Origin of the sequence: Pseudomonas sp. Fl4BN1 (assembly GCF_009908285.1) — a bacterium.
Classification (GTDB): Bacteria; Pseudomonadota; Gammaproteobacteria; order Pseudomonadales; family Pseudomonadaceae; genus Aquipseudomonas.
Window position 1 is genome coordinate 1 of the sequence record NZ_JAAARM010000004.1, and the last position, 18,047, is coordinate 18,047.

General features: G+C 54.5%; 11 protein-coding genes and 6 pseudogenes. 2 read left to right on the forward strand and 15 right to left on the reverse strand.

All coding sequences use genetic code 11. The annotated features are described in order from the left end of the window. From GV818_RS05455 to GV818_RS05510, 11 genes and pseudogenes are all read right to left on the reverse strand, one after another. A pseudogene (locus tag GV818_RS05455) lies at positions 1–370 on the reverse strand (transposase); the annotation flags it as partial. Between the two features lie 345 nt (positions 371–715). Next, positions 716–997, reverse strand: coding sequence for a sensor histidine kinase (locus GV818_RS34920; RefSeq protein WP_372242062.1), 282 nt, complete (start codon positions 995–997; stop codon positions 716–718). 19 nt (positions 998–1,016) lie between these two features. Continuing rightward, positions 1,017–1,379, reverse strand: a complete 363-nt coding sequence (locus tag GV818_RS05470; protein WP_161776005.1) for a copper-binding protein — start codon at positions 1,377–1,379, stop codon at positions 1,017–1,019. After that, complete coding sequence (locus tag GV818_RS05475; RefSeq protein ID WP_161776006.1) at positions 1,376–4,534, reverse strand: efflux RND transporter permease subunit; 3,159 nt, start codon at positions 4,532–4,534, stop codon at positions 1,376–1,378. Before GV818_RS05475 ends, GV818_RS05470 begins: the two co-directional genes overlap by 4 nt. Beyond that, positions 4,531–6,015 carry an efflux RND transporter periplasmic adaptor subunit gene (locus GV818_RS05480; RefSeq protein WP_161776007.1) on the reverse strand — a complete coding sequence of 495 codons (1,485 nt, stop codon included), beginning with the start codon at positions 6,013–6,015 and terminating at the stop codon, positions 4,531–4,533. The genes GV818_RS05475 and GV818_RS05480 overlap by 4 nt, the downstream gene beginning before the upstream one ends. After that, positions 6,012–7,268: a TolC family protein gene (locus GV818_RS05485; protein WP_161776175.1), complete on the reverse strand. Its 1,257-nt coding sequence runs from the start codon at positions 7,266–7,268 to the stop codon at positions 6,012–6,014. The genes GV818_RS05480 and GV818_RS05485 overlap by 4 nt, the downstream gene beginning before the upstream one ends. A 98-nt stretch (positions 7,269–7,366) precedes the next feature. After that, the gene (locus tag GV818_RS05490) at positions 7,367–7,708 is read right to left on the reverse strand and encodes a hypothetical protein (protein WP_161776008.1); all 342 of its coding nucleotides are present in this window, start codon (positions 7,706–7,708) and stop codon (positions 7,367–7,369) included. A gap of 140 nt (positions 7,709–7,848) precedes the next feature. Next, positions 7,849–8,603 (reverse strand): annotated as a pseudogene (locus GV818_RS05495) (ISL3 family transposase); the annotation flags it as partial. A gap of 240 nt (positions 8,604–8,843) precedes the next feature. Next, positions 8,844–9,428 (reverse strand): GNAT family N-acetyltransferase, encoded by a 585-nt coding sequence (locus tag GV818_RS05500; RefSeq protein ID WP_161776009.1) that lies wholly within the window; start codon positions 9,426–9,428, stop codon positions 8,844–8,846. 123 nt (positions 9,429–9,551) lie between these two features. Then, positions 9,552–9,701 (reverse strand): annotated as a pseudogene (locus GV818_RS05505) (ISAs1 family transposase); the annotation flags it as partial. 89 nt (positions 9,702–9,790) lie between these two features. Then, positions 9,791–9,997: pseudogene (locus GV818_RS05510) on the reverse strand (transposase domain-containing protein); the annotation flags it as partial. A 13-nt stretch (positions 9,998–10,010) separates the two neighbouring features. Here GV818_RS05510 and GV818_RS05515 point away from each other — a divergent pair. Beyond that, positions 10,011–10,261: pseudogene (locus GV818_RS05515) on the forward strand (transposase domain-containing protein); the annotation flags it as partial. Between the two features lie 143 nt (positions 10,262–10,404). On the opposite strand, the gene GV818_RS05520 reads toward GV818_RS05515, so the two are convergent. The 4 genes and pseudogenes from GV818_RS05520 to GV818_RS34925 form a co-directional block, all read right to left on the reverse strand. Then, positions 10,405–14,184, reverse strand: a complete 3,780-nt coding sequence (locus GV818_RS05520) for a response regulator (RefSeq protein WP_161776010.1) — start codon at positions 14,182–14,184, stop codon at positions 10,405–10,407. Positions 14,185–14,320: 136 nt separating this feature from the next. After that, positions 14,321–15,262 carry a diguanylate cyclase domain-containing protein gene (locus tag GV818_RS05525; protein WP_161776011.1) on the reverse strand — a complete coding sequence of 314 codons (942 nt, stop codon included), beginning with the start codon at positions 15,260–15,262 and terminating at the stop codon, positions 14,321–14,323. 481 nt (positions 15,263–15,743) lie between these two features. Next, positions 15,744–16,131 (reverse strand): annotated as a pseudogene (locus GV818_RS05530) (Tn3 family transposase); the annotation flags it as partial. 830 nt (positions 16,132–16,961) lie between these two features. Beyond that, complete coding sequence (locus GV818_RS34925) at positions 16,962–17,501, reverse strand: N-acetylmuramoyl-L-alanine amidase (RefSeq protein ID WP_161776012.1); 540 nt, start codon at positions 17,499–17,501, stop codon at positions 16,962–16,964. A gap of 226 nt (positions 17,502–17,727) precedes the next feature. Between GV818_RS34925 and GV818_RS05540 the strand changes: the two genes are divergently transcribed. Beyond that, entirely contained in the window at positions 17,728–17,913 is a 186-nt protein-coding gene (locus GV818_RS05540) for an AbrB/MazE/SpoVT family DNA-binding domain-containing protein (RefSeq protein WP_161776013.1), read from the forward strand. Positions 17,914–18,047 lie beyond the last annotated feature (134 nt).

Below are 18,047 nucleotides of genomic sequence, written 5' to 3' on the forward strand. Positions count from 1 at the left end.
TTGTGTAGCCATTGGTAGAACCCGGCACGAGCGATCCGCAATACCCTGCACATCGTGGTAATTGCATACTGATGACGATGCTCGTTCATGAAGCGGTACTTCACTCGGGCTCTCTGGCAAAGTACCGTGCGGCTTTTTTTAAGATATCCCGCTCTTCTTCAAGGCGGCGCATTTGGGCCCGTAGCCGCAGGATCTCACTCTTGGCTTCGAGCAATTCGCTGGCCTGCTTTTCTGATTTATCAGGGGTGACGGCGCTCACCCATTTATAGAGGCTGTGAGTCGAGACGCCGAGGCGTGCGGCAATCTCCGCGACTGAATAGCCGCGTTCAACCACCTGCCTGACGGCTTCCGCCTTGAATTCCGTACTCATAGACTTCCTCCTACGCTCAAAGCATAGGCCGGGGATGTCTACCTTTCCGGGGGCAGTCCAAATGAGCTTGCAAGGTGTCTAGAGAATCCGGGGCGATTCATAGCACGGCAAGAAACCCTGGCAAAATAACGGTTGTTGTCTCGTAGCAAAAATCCCCTAGCGCGCTGGTTATACCAGCCCCTACCACAGTTCGGTTAAGCCAGCCGTGAGGCTTTGACGGCTCACTTTCACTGGTTTCATGAGGCTCATCGGTATCCTCAACCAGCTTGTTCATCTCGGTTCTCTCTATGAGGTAATTGGAAAAAATCACTGGCCTAAAGCCGTTTGGCTATAGCAAAGACGAGGCTATGTAACGATTGGAAGCAGCAATGTGAATCGACTTCCGCCATTCGAAGCAGGGTCATGCTGGATCCACCACCCAAGGTGATCTACTACGCGTTTGACGATGGATAGGCCCAAGTCCGAACCGCCTGCGAAATCATCATCGCCTCGAACAAACCGATCAAAGAGGCGGGCTTGCACCGCATCGGGTAACCCTGTACCGCTAGCTGCTGCCGATTCCGCATAAGAAATCACCAGGATCCAAGTCTTGCAGCACCTTGCTGCAAGGCTTGGAGTTGCCGACACAGCCAAGGATGATTCAGTCTTACTTCAACTTTTTAATGGAAATAATCGTAGCTTTCGCGCCCTCGACTTGAAACTCGAACGCTACTTGATCTCCAGCCTTCAGGCCTGCCAGTTGTTTGGTTGTTGCATTGAATGCCATAGTCATGGCGGGCCACTGCACAGCCGGCACGGCGCCATGGGCGATGGTCACCGTCTGTTTCGTGGTATCGACAGCCTTGATCGTGCCCTCGGCTTTGGCCACAGGAACCTGCTGGGTCTCCTGCTTCATCTGCATGCCTTCCATGGGAGTAGCGTCCATCTTCATACCCGGCATGTCCTCTGCCTGAGCGGAAAGAGACAGAGCCACAACGGTGCTTGCAACGGCAATCAGGGTCAGTTTCATACGACTTTTCCTTGAAGGTTGGTGGGTACAACGGGGAGGTGCCGACGGCGCATCAAACGGTAGGCCGCCGGAATAACGAACAGGGACAACAATGGTGCCGTGACCATGCCACCGACCATGGGAGCTGCGATGCGACTCATGACCTCGCTACCGGTACCACTCCCCAAGAGGATGGGTAACAGGCCGGCGATGATGACCGCCACCGTCATGGCCTTGGGTCGAACGCGTTGTACTGCGCCTTCGCGAATCGCAGCGACGAGCCCACGCTCAGTGTTGTCGCCAAGGTCTTCACGTTCGGCCCAGGCGTTCTTCAGGTAGAGCAGCATGATCACGCCAAACTCAGCAGACACACCGGCCAGCGCGATAAAGCCAACGCCCGTGGCCACAGAGAGATTAAAACCGAGTAAATAGATGAACCATGCCCCACCACTGAGAGCAAAGGGCAAGGTCGCCATGATCAACACGGCTTCATCGAATCGGGCGAAGGTTAGGTAGAGCAAGACGAAAATGATCAGCAACGTGGCCGGCACCACCAGCTTGAGCCGGGCATTGGCCCTTTCGAGAAACTCGAACTGCCCCGAGTAGCTCAAACTCATGCCTGGCTGCAACTTGACCTGCTCACTGACAGCCCGGCGCAAGTCGGCGACCACGGAGGCGATATCCCGCCCGCGTACATCGATGTACACCCAACCTGAAGGTCGAGCATTTTCGCTCTTGAGCATCGGTGGGCCGTCGCTGACCTTGATCTTCGCCACCGTGCCGAGAGTGATCTGGCTCCCCAGTGGGGTGTAGATCGGCAACTGCTCCAGAGCACCCAGCGAGTCACGCCACTCCCGGGGATAACGGACGTTGATTGGGAAGCGGGCGAGCCCTTCAATGGTCTCCCCGATGTTTTCACCGCCGATAGCCCCCGCCACAATGGACTGCACATCGGCGATATTCAGTCCGTAGCGGGCGGCTGCCTTGCGGTCGATATCCACGTCGATGTAGCGGCCACCAGTCAACCGTTCGGCGAGCGCAGAACTTACGCCGGGCACGTCCTTGGCCACATGCTCGACGGCCTGAGTCGCCGCATCGATTTCTGTCAGGTTGGTACCGGCAATTTTTACTCCTATCGGGCTCTTGATCCCAGTAGCGAGCATGTCGATGCGGTTACGAATCGGCGGTATCCAGATGTTGGTCAGCCCTGGGACGCGCACCACTCGATCAAGCGCTTCCACCAGTTTTTCCTGGGTCATTCCGGGACGCCATTGGTCACGCGGCTTGAACTGGATGGTGGTTTCGAACATCTCCAGCGGCGCCGGGTCTGTGGCGGTTTCAGCACGACCCGCTTTACCAAAGACGTGTTCGACCTCAGGGACGGTCTTAATCAGACGGTCAGTCTGCTGCAACAGCTGTGCTGCTTTCTGTGCTGATAACCCCGGCAGCGCCGAAGGCATGTAGAGCAGATCGCCTTCGTCCAGCGGTGGAAGGAACTCGCCACCCAACCGAGACATAGGCCATAGCGCGCTGAGAAACACCAGTACCGCGATAAGCATGGTGATTTTTGGCCGACGCAGCACCGCATCCAAGGCCGGTTGATAGATATTGATCAACCAACGGTTCAACGGGTTCTGTTCCTCATTGGGAATCCGTCCGCGAATCCAGTAACCCATCAGCACGGGCACCAGGGTCACCGATAATCCGGCCGCCGCCGCCATGGCGTAGGTTTTGGTGAAAGCCAAAGGGCCGAACAGCCGCCCCTCTTGCGCCTCCAGGGTGAACACTGGAATGAATGACAGGGTGATGATCAACAGGCAGAAGAACAACGCCGGCCCGACTTCGGCCGCCGCCTCGGTCATCACATGCCAGTGATGTTCGCCCTTCAGTTCTTCCCCTGGATGGGCCTTGTGCCAGGCTTCAACTTTCTTGTGGGCGTTTTCGATCATGACCACGGCGGCATCGACCATAGCGCCGATGGCAATGGCAATCCCGCCCAAGGACATGATGTTGGCGTTGATCCCTTGATGGCGCATGACAATGAAGGCAATCAGCACTCCCACCGGCAGCGAGATAATGGCCACCAGGGATGAGCGCAGGTGCCAGAGGAAGATCCCGCAGACCAGCGCGACGACGACGAACTCTTCAATCAACTTGTGACTGAGGTTTTCAACGGCGCGGTCGATTAGCTTACTGCGGTCGTAGGTGGTGACGATTTCCACTCCGGCCGGCAGGCTGCTTTTCAGTTCGTCGAGCTTGCCTTTCACCGCCGCGATGGTCTCGCGAGCGTTCTTGCCGCTGCGCAGGAGCACCACCCCACCAACAGTTTCACCTTCGCCGTCGAGTTCGCTGATGCCGCGACGCAGCTCCGGCCCCAGTTGGATCGTGGCCACATCGCCAAGAGTCACTGGCACGCCACCAGCCCCGAGTTTGAGCGGGATCGCGCGAAAATCATTCAAGGTCTTCAGATAGCCGGAAGCGCGCACCATGAACTCGGTCTCCGCCATCTCCAGCACAGCGCCACCGGTTTCTAGATTGGCCTTGCCAATCGCCTCGGTGACCTGCACCTGAGTGATCCCCAGGCTGGCCAGTTTGAGTGGATCGAGCTGCACCTGGTACTGCTTGACCATGCCGCCAACGGTGGCCACTTCCGCCACATTGGGCAGGGTCTTCAGTTCGAACTTGAGAAACCAGTCCTGCAGCGCGCGCAACTGCGCCAAGTCGTGTCCACCACTGCGATCCACCAGGGCGTACTGATAGATCCAGCCTACCCCGGTGGCATCTGGCCCCAACGCTGGCTTGGCGCTGGCCGGCAAGCGGCTTTGTATCTGGCTCAGGTACTCCAGCACCCGCGAGCGAGCCCAATACATATCGGTACCATCTTCGAACAGCACATACACGAAGCTGTCGCCGAAAAAGGAATACCCGCGCACAGTTTTCGCTCCCGGTACCGAGAGCATGGTGGTGGCCAATGGGTAGGTCACTTGGTTCTCAACAATCTGTGGCGCTTGTCCCGGATAAGGTGTACGGATGATCACCTGAACGTCGGAGAGGTCTGGCAGTGCATCGATGGGCGTGCTCTGAACCGACCAGACGCCCCAGGCGGTGACGAAGATCGTGGCTAGCAGCACAAGGAAACGGTTGGCCACTGACCAGCGGATCAAGGCCGCGATCATGGCTGGCCCCCTAGTTTTTCCAGGCGCTCAACGCGCAAACCACCATCGGTTTGGCTCACAGCGATCCGAACCTTGTCACCCGATTTGAGCCCTTGCACGAGTGCCGGGTTCGCCAATGGGAAGGTCATGGTCATGCCTGGCATACCCAACGTTTTGAAGGGGCCATGGGCGAGCGTTACGTCTTTGCTATTGATCTCTAGAACTTGCCCCTCCGACTCATGAAAAGCAGTAGCAGTGGTTAGAGGTGCTGGCATGTCCAGCGCGCTGGCGACGATGCCCTTCAGGCTAGCCTCGGAGTCGAGAAGAAACTGTCCGGAGCTGACCACCTGTTGCCCCTCTTGCAGGCCTTGCAATACTGCCGTCCTGCCGTCGTTTTCCTGCCCGAGTCGCACCTCTACCGGCCGATAGCGACCCGCGTCTTCGGCGAGCATCACCAGCGTGCGCCGGCCAGTACGGATGACTGCCTCGCTCGGTACCCACAACACACTTTGCTCGGTCGCCTGGTTGAGGCGCACCTGCGCCGACAATCCGGGTCTAAGTCGCCCGTCAGGGTTGGGCAGCTCGACGCGTACGCGAACGGTGCGGCTGTCCATATTCGTTTCAGGCAGAATCGCACTGACCGTACCGTTGAGCACCGCCTCTGGGAAGGCTGGAAGGCGTGCTTCTACCGTCTGGCCGACGACGATCGATCCGGTCTCCGACTCTGGAACCGCCACCGCCAGCCAGACGCTGCTCAAGCCATTGACGCGAGCCAGTGTCTCGCCGGCCGCCACAGTCATGCCCGTACGAACATCCAGTTCCTGCAGCACACCGCCGATAGGGCTGGTGAGCGTCAGGTTCGGCTGAGTCTTGCCACTACGCTCTACCTGGGTAATCAGCGCTGCCGGCATCCCCGTGAGGTGCAGCCGTTGGCGGGCCGCTGCCAGCAAGTCGGCATCGCCATTACGTTTAAGTGCGAGGAATTCTTCCTGGGCGGCGGCCCATTCGGGTACCAGGATATCCGCCAATGGCGCATTGGCCTTGAGTACGTCACCGGGTGCATGGGCATAAACTCGCTCGATAAAGCCAGCGGTACGCGCCTGGATCACCGCGACATCCCGCTCATTGAACGCCAGCACGCCGACCACGTCCAGGCTGGAAGCGAGGACTCCACGGGTGACAGTGGCCAGACGCAGGCCGAGATTCTGGGTCAGACCGGGGTCGATGCTGATGGCCGCACTGTTCGTTGCCGCGTCGGCGTATTGCGGTACCAACTGCATGTCCATGAAGGGCGACTTGCCCGGTTTGTCGAACTTCTGCTGCGGGTACATCGGATCGTACCAATACAGGGCCTTGCGTTCGTCTTGCGTCTTGGGACTCTGCTCGGCGAGTGCACCAGGTATTCCGTTCATGCGTTGCTGAGCGATCCAGTAACCGCCAGCTCCACCTAGGGCGATCGACAGGCCAGCCACCAATACTACTTTCCAAATTCGAGTACTCATTGGCTGGTTTCCCCATAGCTGAAATACAAGCGCGCGTTGGTCAGCGCTCGCTGTTCTTCGACATCGATCTGTTTGAGGCGGGCCTCGATGAGTTCACGTCGGGCAGCGATGACTTGCGCCAGGTCACCTTTACCGGCACGGTAGCTGGCCATGGTCAGTCCGACCTTTTCCTTGGCCAAAGGCACCAGACTTTCCTGACTGCGGCGCACCGCACGATTCAAGCGTTCGTACTCGGCCAGATCTTCCTCCAATTGCTGGGTATGCTCACGCACCATGGCTTCACGCTCAGCTTCCAGCTGGTTCAGCTCCGCGTGTTTGGCGGCGATCTTCGGGTTTTGTCGGGAACCGGGAAACAATGGCAGGTCGAACGAGAACTGCACGCTGACCATGTCACCGAACTGACGGTCACGGTGTTGGTAGTCGAGCTCCCAGCTCCAGTCGGACTGCTTTTCTGCTTCAGCTTCACGGACTTTGGCCTCCGCTTCGCGCGTCATCGGGACGAAGGCTACCAGTGCGGGGTGATGTTGCAGTTTATGGGAGTAGCCCGAGGTCTCGACGGGCCATTGCGGCAAGCTGCCTGTGGGTGGGTCATTGGCGGCCGGGCCAATCCAGCGCTTGAGTGCAGCTCGAGCCTGCGCACGCATTCGGATCAGGTCGTCCTGTTGATCCGCCAGTTGCGCCGCCTCTTGCTTAGGTGTCACCGCGTCGGCTGGTTGTGCACGGCCCCCGGCGATCTGTGCCCGCACGGTATCGGTCAGCAGACGATTTTCTTTGTAAAAGTCCTGGAACAGCGCCTCTTTACGTTCGACGGAGTAGCTGCTGATCCAGGCCAATGCCGTGGCCTGACGGACGTTCAGTCGCTCAACACGGCCTTCAGCCGCAGCTCGGTCAACGGCCGCATCGGCCACTTCAATGCGTGCTTTGCGCTTGTCGCGGTTGGGCACTTCCTGCATGAGCCCAACCATCTGCATGGTCATGGAGTCCTGATTAATGCTCCAGCGTTCAGGCCCGCCAATGGGATAATTCTGTACGCCGAGTTTTAACTTCGGGTCAGGTAATTCACCGGCTGGAATGGCAGCACTGCTGGCAGCTTGCAGTTTGGCCGCTTGGGCGGTCAGTGACGGGGCATTGTTTTCGGCCAACCGCAAGGCTTCATCGAGCGTCAGGGGGGCGGCTAGGCTCGGCAATGCCAGCACGCTTGCCGCCAAGGCGGCCACGACGGGCCAGCCTGTGCAATAGCGTATGGAGTTCATGCTCACGATTCCTGTGATGTTCCACTGCGCGCCTCTTAGACATGCACGCAGAAATGCCATCCCGCCAAGGCAGGATGAGACTCAGTGTGGTACAGGAATCAGGCGCGGGGCGGTCGCCATACCCCGGACGGGGTTTGGTCAGGCAGGAAGTCGCTGGAGAAGGAAGGCGCTACGGGGCTGGAGAAGGTAACAGGAGGCTTAATGACTGAGACTTGCAGAATGCCGCCAGTCTTGCATTCCTGGCCTGGCTTGCAGGGTTTGCCGTGCTCGGATGGACTTTTCATATCGTTACAGCAGTCCATGCCCATGTCGTCCATCATCGCCATGCCCGCCATTTTCATTGGGCAGGGTTCTGTCGGTGCCTGAATGCCCGCCATCCCGCTGAGGGGAAGCGCCAGGCTAATCAGGAAAATGAGGCAGCACCGCAGGTAGCGTTTCATGCGGGGGAGTCTAGTCGTTGGTAACGAACCGGACAATTACAAATGTGTCAGCAAGAGCCCAGTGGCTGGAGCTTGAGGGTCAATACTCTCCCCTCGGGTACAAAGACTCGCTGAACAACCAAGTTCGACGCCCTGAGCATGGCCTCATCGACTCGTACACGATCAATGACTTCACGGCCGTATTGGCCACGACATGAAACAGGTCATAGACCACACGTGCTTGCGGACAATGCTGGCGCACCTCAATGTTAAAGGCAGTATTCATGTCCATCGCCACGGCCTCGATTTGCGAACAGCCTTCAGGCCCCAATTCCTCGAAGAACGGTCTGATTGCCGCTCGGCTACGTCATTCACCGATCCACAGTATTCGGCAGGTATCGGCATCCAAGACAACGCTGGTATAGCGATGCCCTTTGAACAGGGCAAATTCGTCCATGACCAATCTACGCGGACGGATGACAGGCCGCTTATCCAGTTCTGCTTGTAGCGCCCGTCGCTCCAGTAATCGCACGCTGTCCCAGTGCAATCCGAACAGCTGAGCCACATGCAGGGTCGGCAGTCGCCGGCAAGTCTGGATGACGGCTTCAGCCAAGCGACGCGTCATCCGGGAGTAACGATCACGCCAGCTGACAGCTTCCATTCGTTTGCCGCAAGCACCGCATCCAACTCGCCTGAGTTCGACGTTTAACCGCACCGGATGGCCAAGAATAGGCAGGTCGCGGACGAGCCGCTGACAGTACTCATGGGTGGTTGTGCTGGGCTTGTTGCAACCGCTACAAGTAGGAAACCGGGTGGCCTGAGGGATGAGATCGATCTGCAGTGCGTAACCATCAGGCTTGATAGAGACGACAGAAAAGCCCTCCCAAAACGGAAGGAAATTATTAATATCGCGCATAAGAACGCCGGCTTTTTAGATGTGTTTGCTCGCACGAATATCATCCATCAAATCGGCGTTCTTGCTTCTGTGTTTCCCGGGACTCCGTGAATAACCCAAAAGAAGGGGGCATGAGATCACAGGCTTATCGCGAGGTTAAACCAAACCCATATGCAATATAATCACATCATATCACTAACCGTGATCTCACCCAGGGGGGTTTTCCCATGATGACACCAATGTTGCACGTTAGTTTACAATTTACATAAATTCACCAACTGGGAAATTAAGGTTAATGGTCATATTAGATGGCAAAGGCATTAGGGAGGTTGCTTTTTTTGAAAAAAGACGCATCAACACGGCGCAATCTAACGAAGTGCTAGTTAGCGCACCTGCTTCTAAACTACCTACCACTATAACATTTGGTGCTACTTTCCACCCACTGGCACGACTATAAAATGGAACCAATGATGGCTTGCATGTAAACATTCCAAAGTCAATTTGCGGTTGCTTTTCTAGCCAAATAGTAGCTTGTTTTACTAGCTCAGTTCCAATCCCTCTTCCACAATAGTTTGGAGAGGTGGCAACACAGGTAGGCCCAGCAACATGAAACTCTTCATCACCAATTTTTATGGTTGTTTGTATAATCGCAGCATAGCCCACTAGCTTTTTATCCATATAGCAATAAAAAGAGCGCGCATTTAGCTCTTTCCTATGCGTTTCTGAAGTTTCGGCTTGCTCATTTTCAGAAGATGGGAAAGCATCATCTAGCAAGGATGTAATTTCTTTTTGCAAGCCTTTATCCACAAAAGCATAGTCTTGCGACTCTATGAGAAATGAACTCATATAATATAGCAACTCCTTTTAGATTAGTTCTAGATTTATATTTTATTGCTTTTTCACTATTATATCAAACCCCCTTATTCCCAGATCGAACTGAATTTACCGGGTGAGAGTGTGACCACTCTGTTAACTGACAGTCAATTTCTGGATGCCTGCAGTGAGGACAACTTCCAAATATTCGCTGCTCATTCCTGCTATTTTTTGCTTCTGACGGATACTCGCTTTGCATGAACCCTCAGCCCTGAGCATGTTCAGCGCCATATGTCTGATGCAAGAAGTGCGATCCATAAACCCCACCTGCCCAACACTTGGGTAGCGGGTTACGGTTGCATCTCTGGCGAGTAGTTCCACGATAGCAGCGCTTCTTAATCCGCTACCGACGAGGCGTGCGGCAGTCGCTCAAGTACGTGGCGCAGCCACGTATAGGGCTCCTGACCGTTGACCTTGGCGGTCTCGACCTAGCTGTAGATCTGTGCACTGGCAGTGGCGCCCTTGGGCGTGCCGCTGAACAGCCGCGCTTTGCGCCCGATGACAAACGGCTTTATCGCACGCTCCGCCAGGTTGCTGTGTACGCCCTGACAAGGCGTACACAACAACGCCGCCGAGCGGGCGCTGCGCGGTGTCGCTTTGGTGCGCAAAAATGGCTCCGATGCCGGCGGCGAACGGGCGGCTGTAATTTACAGCCTGGTGGGTTCGGCCAAGCTCAACGGCCTGAACCCGCAAGCCTATTTGACCTATGTTCTGGAGCGCATCGCCGAACATCCGGTCAATCGAGTCAATGAACTGCTGCCTCGAACGTTTCTCTAACACCTACAGAAATTTACGAGGCTGCCTGACCCATGGCCAAAAATGTCCATTTGCTAAAACCCGAGCCTGATTTGCTGCTGTTGCACACTGAGTTGAAGCGGGTCGAACCCACTGTCTGGCACCGCGTAGGGATGCCTGAAAACATCACGCTGGGCACATTTGACAGATATCTCTACCCGGCCCTTGAGTTGGCTATGCTATCGGCCGCACTCAACGTTGACTGAATGCACGCCAACGCTGTTTGAAAATCCAGCCGCTCCATTGCTGCGTCCAACTCCTTAGCTAGATCGTGACCAAGCTTTAGTAGAAACGACGACCGCAAAGCGTTGTAGAGCTCACAGGCATCCAAGCTCTGTTGCTGAAGCAGTAGGTGAAATTCAGTTATTTGGGATGGATCCCAGTTCTCAGAAGTATCTTCATTTGTTTCAGATACTTCCTGTTGTGCAATCCATTGTTTAGCAGCCGTCAGCGTTTCCTCCAGATCCAGCGTGATCACATCAAACAATTCGTCGGCACGCGCCCTATCGTTACCGTTAATGGCCAATTCGATTTGTAGAGATTTTTCTGCAAAACGCCTGGCGCCTAACGTACCGAGGGTTCCTCGCAGTGTGTGGAACAGGCTCGCCGCATCCCGGCTCCGCCCTTCTTGCCATGCGATACGCGCCTTAGTGATCGGAGCGACGCCATCCTCTACAGCCCTTTGGATCAATGTAATGAGGGTGTCAAAATAGGCTTTGTCGTTCTTGGCGAGGGCGAGTAACGGCCCAACATCGAACGCCAGAAGGTCATCAACCGAAGGTGTTGAAGTCATTGCTGTTGGCGTTGTTGATGCATGTGTGATGGTTGGCACATGTTGGCGGATCGTGCTTAGCATCTGCTTGACGTCAATGGGTTTGGCGATAAAACCATCCATACCAGCGGTTACACACTGCTCACGCTCCGACTCAAATACCCCCGCAGTCATGGCCAATATCGGCAATGCCAATTGCAACTCATTGCGGATAACTCGGGTGGCGGAGAAACCATCCATGACGGGCATTTGCACATCCATTAGCACTACTTGATAACGCTGCGGATCGGCACGCAATCTATCGACAGCCTGCTGACCATCGCTGGCGACCTCCACAATCGCGCCAGCTTGCTCCAGTATGTTCGTTGCCACAAACTGATTCAGGGAGTTGTCTTCCACCAGCAGTAGGAGAACGCCATCCAATGGCAAACTTGAAGATAAGTTCTCGCTTTTGAATTGGATGGACACCTGGGGATCTATTCGCGCTGTCAGAGCTTCATGCAGCGTATCGAACAGATTCGAACTGGTGACTGGTTTGATCAAGACGGAATCGATCTCTGCCGATGCTGGCTCTTGCATGAGTTTGCCCTGATCAAAGGCATTGACCATGATGATAATCGGCTGCGTATACGTAGGCAGTATCCTTCGGATCTCCCTCATGGTTTCTAGCCCATTCAAGCCAGGCATCTGCCAGTCGACTATCACCGCGTCATAGTGCTCACCATGCAGTTCAAGCGAGCTCACTTGCTCTGCAGCCTGCTCGCCTGATTCCACTCCATCAGCTTGCCAGTTCCAACCAAAAATCGTTTTGCACAAATACTCACGGCTGGTCGCGTTGTCATCGACAACCAAAATGCGCAAGTCACCCAAGGCACTTTGTGGTTGTTGGATGTGTTCAATGGAGCTGTTTTGTCGAAGCGGAATAGTTACTTGGAACTCACTTCCGACGCCAACAGAACTCTCCATCGTGATGGTTCCCGACATTAAGGAAACCAAACGCTTCGAAATAGCCAGCCCAAGGCCAGTACCGCCAAAGCGACGGGTGATAGAGGTATCAGCTTGGGAAAACGGTGAAAACAAACGTGCTTGTTGTTCATTCGTCATACCAATGCCGGTATCACGCACCCGGAAACATACGTTGACGATGCCCTCTTCGCTCCCCACCTGCTGCACGAGAACAACAACCTCTCCATGTTCAGTGAACTTAATAGCGTTACCCACCAGGTTGACCAGCACTTGCTGTATCCGCAGTGCATCCCCAATAAAAGCCTGCGGTACATCTGGCTCGACGCCGATAACCAACTCCAAATCCTTGTTGACGGCATTGATGGACATAATGGTTGCCAGTGCGTTAAGAACATCACACAACAGGAACGGAACGGGGACAATCTCTAAGTGCCCGGCCTCAATTTTGGAAAAGTCCAGAATGTCATTCAAAATTTCAAGCAATGACTCCCCAGCACCTCGCAGCATTTGTAGGTATTTATTTTGGTCGGTGGATAAAGGCGTATTGGCCAGAAGATGCGTTATACCCAACACGGCATTCATCGGCGTGCGAATTTCATGACTCATATTGGCAACAAACTCACTCTTCGCTTGACTGGCGACCTCAGCACGCTCCTTGGCGATCAGTAACTGGGTAGTACGCTCGGCGACCTGCTGTTCTAGATTGGCGTTCAGCGAGAGAATCCGAGATTCGTTGGCCTTTTCCTGGCTGATATCACGAATTGTTTGCGCCACGACGGTCACTTTACCGTCAGCCTCTCGGACGGGAGAAATAGCGATAGAGACGTCCACGGACGTGCCATCGCGTCGGCGTCGTGTTGTAGCAAAATGGGGGACTGCTTCTCCATGCTCAATGGCCGCCGTCAGGCGCATCTGTTCCGCTAAAAGCTCCGGCGAGCCAATCAACTCGGCTAAGGAGCGGCCCACTGCTTCATCTTCACCGTAGCCAAACATGCTCTCTGAGGCCTCGTTCCAGCTGAGCACAAAGCCTTGCGGCGTTGTACCAACGATGGCATCGCTAGAGCTGGCGACAATGGCAGCAAGGCGTCTCTGCTCCATCATTACTTGTAACTGACGTCGCGTACTGAGCCCATACAGGTAAAGAAAGCCGGCAGCGATGCCGGAAATGACCAGCATCGTAAACAGGGTTATCTGCCTCGAACTGGTCACACTTTCGATGACCGCTGTATTGCTGACAGTAGTAAATACTGTCAGGTGGCGTTCCGCCCCCTCACGGCCTAGCACCTCATCATGCTGCACCACATGCAGCAAGCTTCCCACTTGGCTTATCCAATTTTGGACGGAGCCTTCCTCGCCAGGAGCAGACTGGCTCACAGCCTTAAATTCATCCTCCCATCGATAGCGTTTACCCAGATCAAAACCGAAGGCGCGAGCTGAGTCAGGGTGCAGCAGAAAGTCCCCTTCCTGATTGACGATGTAAGCAGAATAGTTATCAGGTAACCGCTCTCCCACCTGGGGCAATATAGCGTTGCTGTCGATATTGAGTACCACGATACCGAATAGGCTGCCGTCGTTGGCATAGATGGGGGTTGCTACCCGTACTGTTGGTACGATGGGTAGTTCCAGCTTGCCAAGCTCACGATTGAGGTTGAACTCGGAGGTATAAACCTGTCCCTGACGCAGTTTACTGCTGGCTTGGAAATAATCGCGGTCGCCCTTGAACTGCAACTGGTCGGCAGGGGTCACCAACACAGTTCCAGCTTTGTGCTCAACACGCACCAACTCTTTGCCATTATTCGCTACGCCAATCAACCTTGCCTGCAAGTAGTGCGGGTTGGTTTCGAGGTATGCGCTGTAGAGTTGTTCGAGCTGGTGTTTCCACGCTTCATAGCTGTCGCTTTCTTTAGCGTCAACACCTCCGGCAAGGGAAGTACGGGCCATTCCCGACACCGCAGGAACCTTGGACAGAAACAAAACATTGTTGTGTAAGTCGGCCATCCGTTGTTGCAATTGCCCAAAGCGCACTTTGGCAATTCTGACCAGTTCTGCATCAAGTTCCGAGGTGGCTTTTTGCCGAGTCCGATAGTCAGCGATCAGTACCACTAATGTGGTGGTCAGGCATAACACAAGCAAAAGGCAAGGCCATACAAACCAAACGTTTGCAAAAAAATTGGATGCTTTCTTCTCGGTCTGCAAGCTGCTGCTCCTTGGTTAACCATCAAGCAAGGCACTCTCTAGGTGTGTCTCTACACCCTCTCACTGGGTGCTCAAGAGGCCTAAGCCTGCCCCGTAGATATAGCTCAGTCAGGCACGAAGCTATTGCCGCTAACGGCTACCCGCCAGCGTTTTCGAATCGCTTCGGTGTACTCACTACCGCACGATTTCTCCCAGCTGACTTTGCTTGGTATAGCGCCTGGTCAGCTGCTGCAATCAGTTGCTGCATAGAATCACTCTGATTAGGCACAATGGAGGCTAAACCGGCACTGATCGTAACGCTGCTGGCGGTTACTGAAGACTGATGTTCGAGGTTTAAATTACGAACCTGCTTACAGAGCCACTCCCCGTGCTTTTGTAAGTCATCTGTTCCCGTGTGCGGCAGGATGACCACAAACTCTTCACCACCATAGCGTGCGACGGCTTCACCCGGTCGTCTCGTGGTAGCGCCAATGGCAGCCGCCACGCGCTTCAAACACTCATCACCCCCCTGGTGACCATAATGATCGTTGTAAGCCTTGAAGTGATCGATATCGATAAGTATTAGGCCTAAAGGCATTTTCTGCCGTCGGTGCCGCTCGAACTCCAATGCGAGTGCTTCATCAAAAAAACGTCGATTATATAGTCCTGTCAGACCATCCCGATTCGCCAGTTGAAGCAACAATTGATTGTGCTGTTGCAGTCGAAGGTGCGTCTGAACGCGTGCGCGCACGACCGGAGGATTGAACGGTTTAGTAATGTAATCCACTGCACCAGAAGCCAACGCTGCGACTTCACTATCCACCCCCGTATGTGCCGTAATAACAATGACAGCACAGCCAGAGGTGCTTGGGTCTTCTTTCAGCGCCGCGCAGACTTCATAGCCGCTCATACCTGGCATTTCCACATCGAGCAGGATCAGTTGCGGTTTTCGCTCTTGGGCCAGGCGCATCCCAGTTTCGCCGTTGGTGGCAAACAATATCCGGCCTTGATCTTTGAGCATGCCGCTCAATAGACGAATCGTATCGACGCTGTCATCAACAATGAGTATCAGGTTCTGGTCGGCAAAAAGATCTGACATCGATTCATCCCTATCGCAATCATCGTTTGCCGTAATGGCGCCACGAGCCCGTCATCACGTAGGCACACTGAGTGCCATTGCCATCAACACGTCTTCCGCCGACGGCGGCGTATGGAGTCACTGCAAGGCTATCGTTAAAAAGTAGCGCTTCAACGAGTCTACTGATACTGGGGTAAGCCTTCGATGTCGCAGAAGAGCTCGGTTGTACTGATATGCAGCAGTTCATCTCCTTGCCCAAAAATTTATTAGCCTAATCTGCTGCACTAGCCTAGTACAAAAAACACGCTTACTCGGAATCTACGTTCAGACGCAGGTTTGAACAGGTATTGGCCACCCATCGCAAGGAAGAATCTGCTTGCGACGAAGCTGCTTATTGGCATAAATCGCGGTATCGGCACCAACGAGCAGTTCACCCAGAGGCGTCAGCTCCTTTGGCCATCAACGAACAGCGCCGACGCTTAAGCCGATAGGCTAGCCGTTCCACGGCATCTGTCATGTAGAGGGTGTTCCACAGCACAATGATGTTCACCGCCAGGCCCAAGGCGTCGAATTTATCCTCCTGACCTTCGTGGCAGCGCTAGCGAAGCTCATCGCGTTTGCCATGAAATACGGCGCGGGCCAGGCTGTGTCGACCTTCACCCCGATTCAACTGGGTCAGGGTGGCGCGACGCTTGGATTCATCATTGATGTTCGTCAGTGTGTGCAAGGTTTTCTCGACCCGCCCGAACTCTGCCAGCGCCTGAGCCAGACGAGTTGGACGATCCCCTGTTTGCAGCGTACGCATAATGCCGGTTGCCGGTACTCGACCGAGTTTGAGTGAACCTGCCAGACGCTGGAGCGTCATTCCAGTGTTCGGCGATCAGGTCGAGCTTGGCCGTCGAGAACAACGGCAAGTTCGTGCGTGGCAAAAAGCGGGCAAAGGAGAACATCGAGCGTTACGGCCTGGAACCCTATGGCATGAGCCACTGGAATCGGGTAACTACGCGCTGAGCATTCCTTCCGCCAATGATGAGGCACTCGATAAGTGCGGTACATGACCTGCTGGCCGAGATGCGCACTTGTTTTGTTCAGATGGACGCTTGAGAAGAAGGCACGGAGCGGCGCTGGTAGGGCTTACGTTGATTTTTGGTTCCATTGCGCCCCAAACCCCGTAATGGACGTGCGAGCCTGCGGGTGTTTCTGTGCCTATCAGCCTATCACAGGGGCGGCACCATTTCACTTCGCGAGTGGTGCAGGATAGTCGTGTTCTTTGTTCGCCAATCATCTATGGCTTGGCTCAACTGCTAGTAAATTCGTCTGGCTTCACCATGCGCCCGCTCCTGACCACTTGGCTTGGGAATGACATTCTGCTGGCATGGGTGCCCGCTTTAAAAAGATAAAAATGATGCCCACTCAATTTAGGTGGACACCATCACCTCAAACGGCGGGCGTCAGGAAGATATGTTGGTAGGATGATATGGCTCAAGGTAGAAGACATACGGCTGTGGCTAATCTCGGTAGTCCACTCACAAATCAATGGCCACGACTATCTATTGCATGATGGCGTTTTTCATATTCTCAAGGCGAGCAGCAACTATTTGCATCTTTGACCTCAAGCTCTACCGTTTTAAAAACCAATGGATTCCGAAGTGGTAGTACAGAATGCGTCAACACCATATCTTTGAATCCATCCCATGGAAATTGAATGCCCGGATCATCTCTACGTGTAGGGTCTAGTTTTGTGTGAGAGATCACGTGCCTGAGGTTGGGATACTTGGCCCAAGCGTAAAGCACAATCCTGGCCGCCATAGTGACTTGCCAAGTTGAGAATGGATCTTGATAGTTTTTCAACATCTTGAGTGTTCACTATTTCGACACCTAAACTCCTGTTGTTGACATTCGGCCCTTCGCCCAGAACTGTCTCCTTGAAAACAATAGCGTCTCGAACGTGATATGCGGATTTTGCCTCTGCGACAGCTCCCCAAACGAAGTGACCATGCTGGGGCTCTCTCTCGTCTGGAATGATCCAATGAGCACTTGCAACCCTTTGATGCCAGTTTTCAACCGCATGGGCCGTCGCGTATCCAGCTGTTGCATGAATAACGACAGTGTCAATGGCTTCGAATACGTCTTTCCCTCGCGAGCGAGCTCGGTTTTGGGTAAGCCATGCGAAGTCTGGATGGAGTTCTTCCTGTAGAGGGGAATAGCTTGGGCGTGCTTCAGGCGGCAAGTAGAAATAATAGTCTACGGGCTTAGTCATTTCTATAGTGGTCAACTAATCCCGGACACGACGTTAAGTTTTTTCTCTGCCTGAGCTGGGGCCACCCCATCGTTGAACTGGTGCGGTCGAATCCAGTTGTAGCGATGCATTAGGTACCAAACGGTCACTTCACGCTCGCAGCGTAGACGCGCAAGATGGTCTGTCCGTGCCCGAAAAGGATGCGGAGTAGTAGGATAGGGATCATCGCAACCATAGTGGAGAGCTTATGAACGAGCCAGTGCATACGACGGTGCAGTGCCATGCCAGTGGAGACGGCACAGGTGATGTCATCGTCGAACTACCTGCAGAGGTTCTGGATGCGGTGGGGGTCACTGTTGGCGACCTACTCAGTATCGAATTGATTGATGGTGAGATCGTGCTTAAGCCGCTACGTGAAGCTGACCCGAGCTAGTGTGGGTATGATCGTTTGCTTTAGAATGCGATGGTGTCTGCTGTAGGGCTGGATTTACGCAAGGTGAGTTGGCCGGACACTTACTCAGGTATACCCTAATCGATAGTCAGAAAGTGTAACCTTGCACAGTCAAA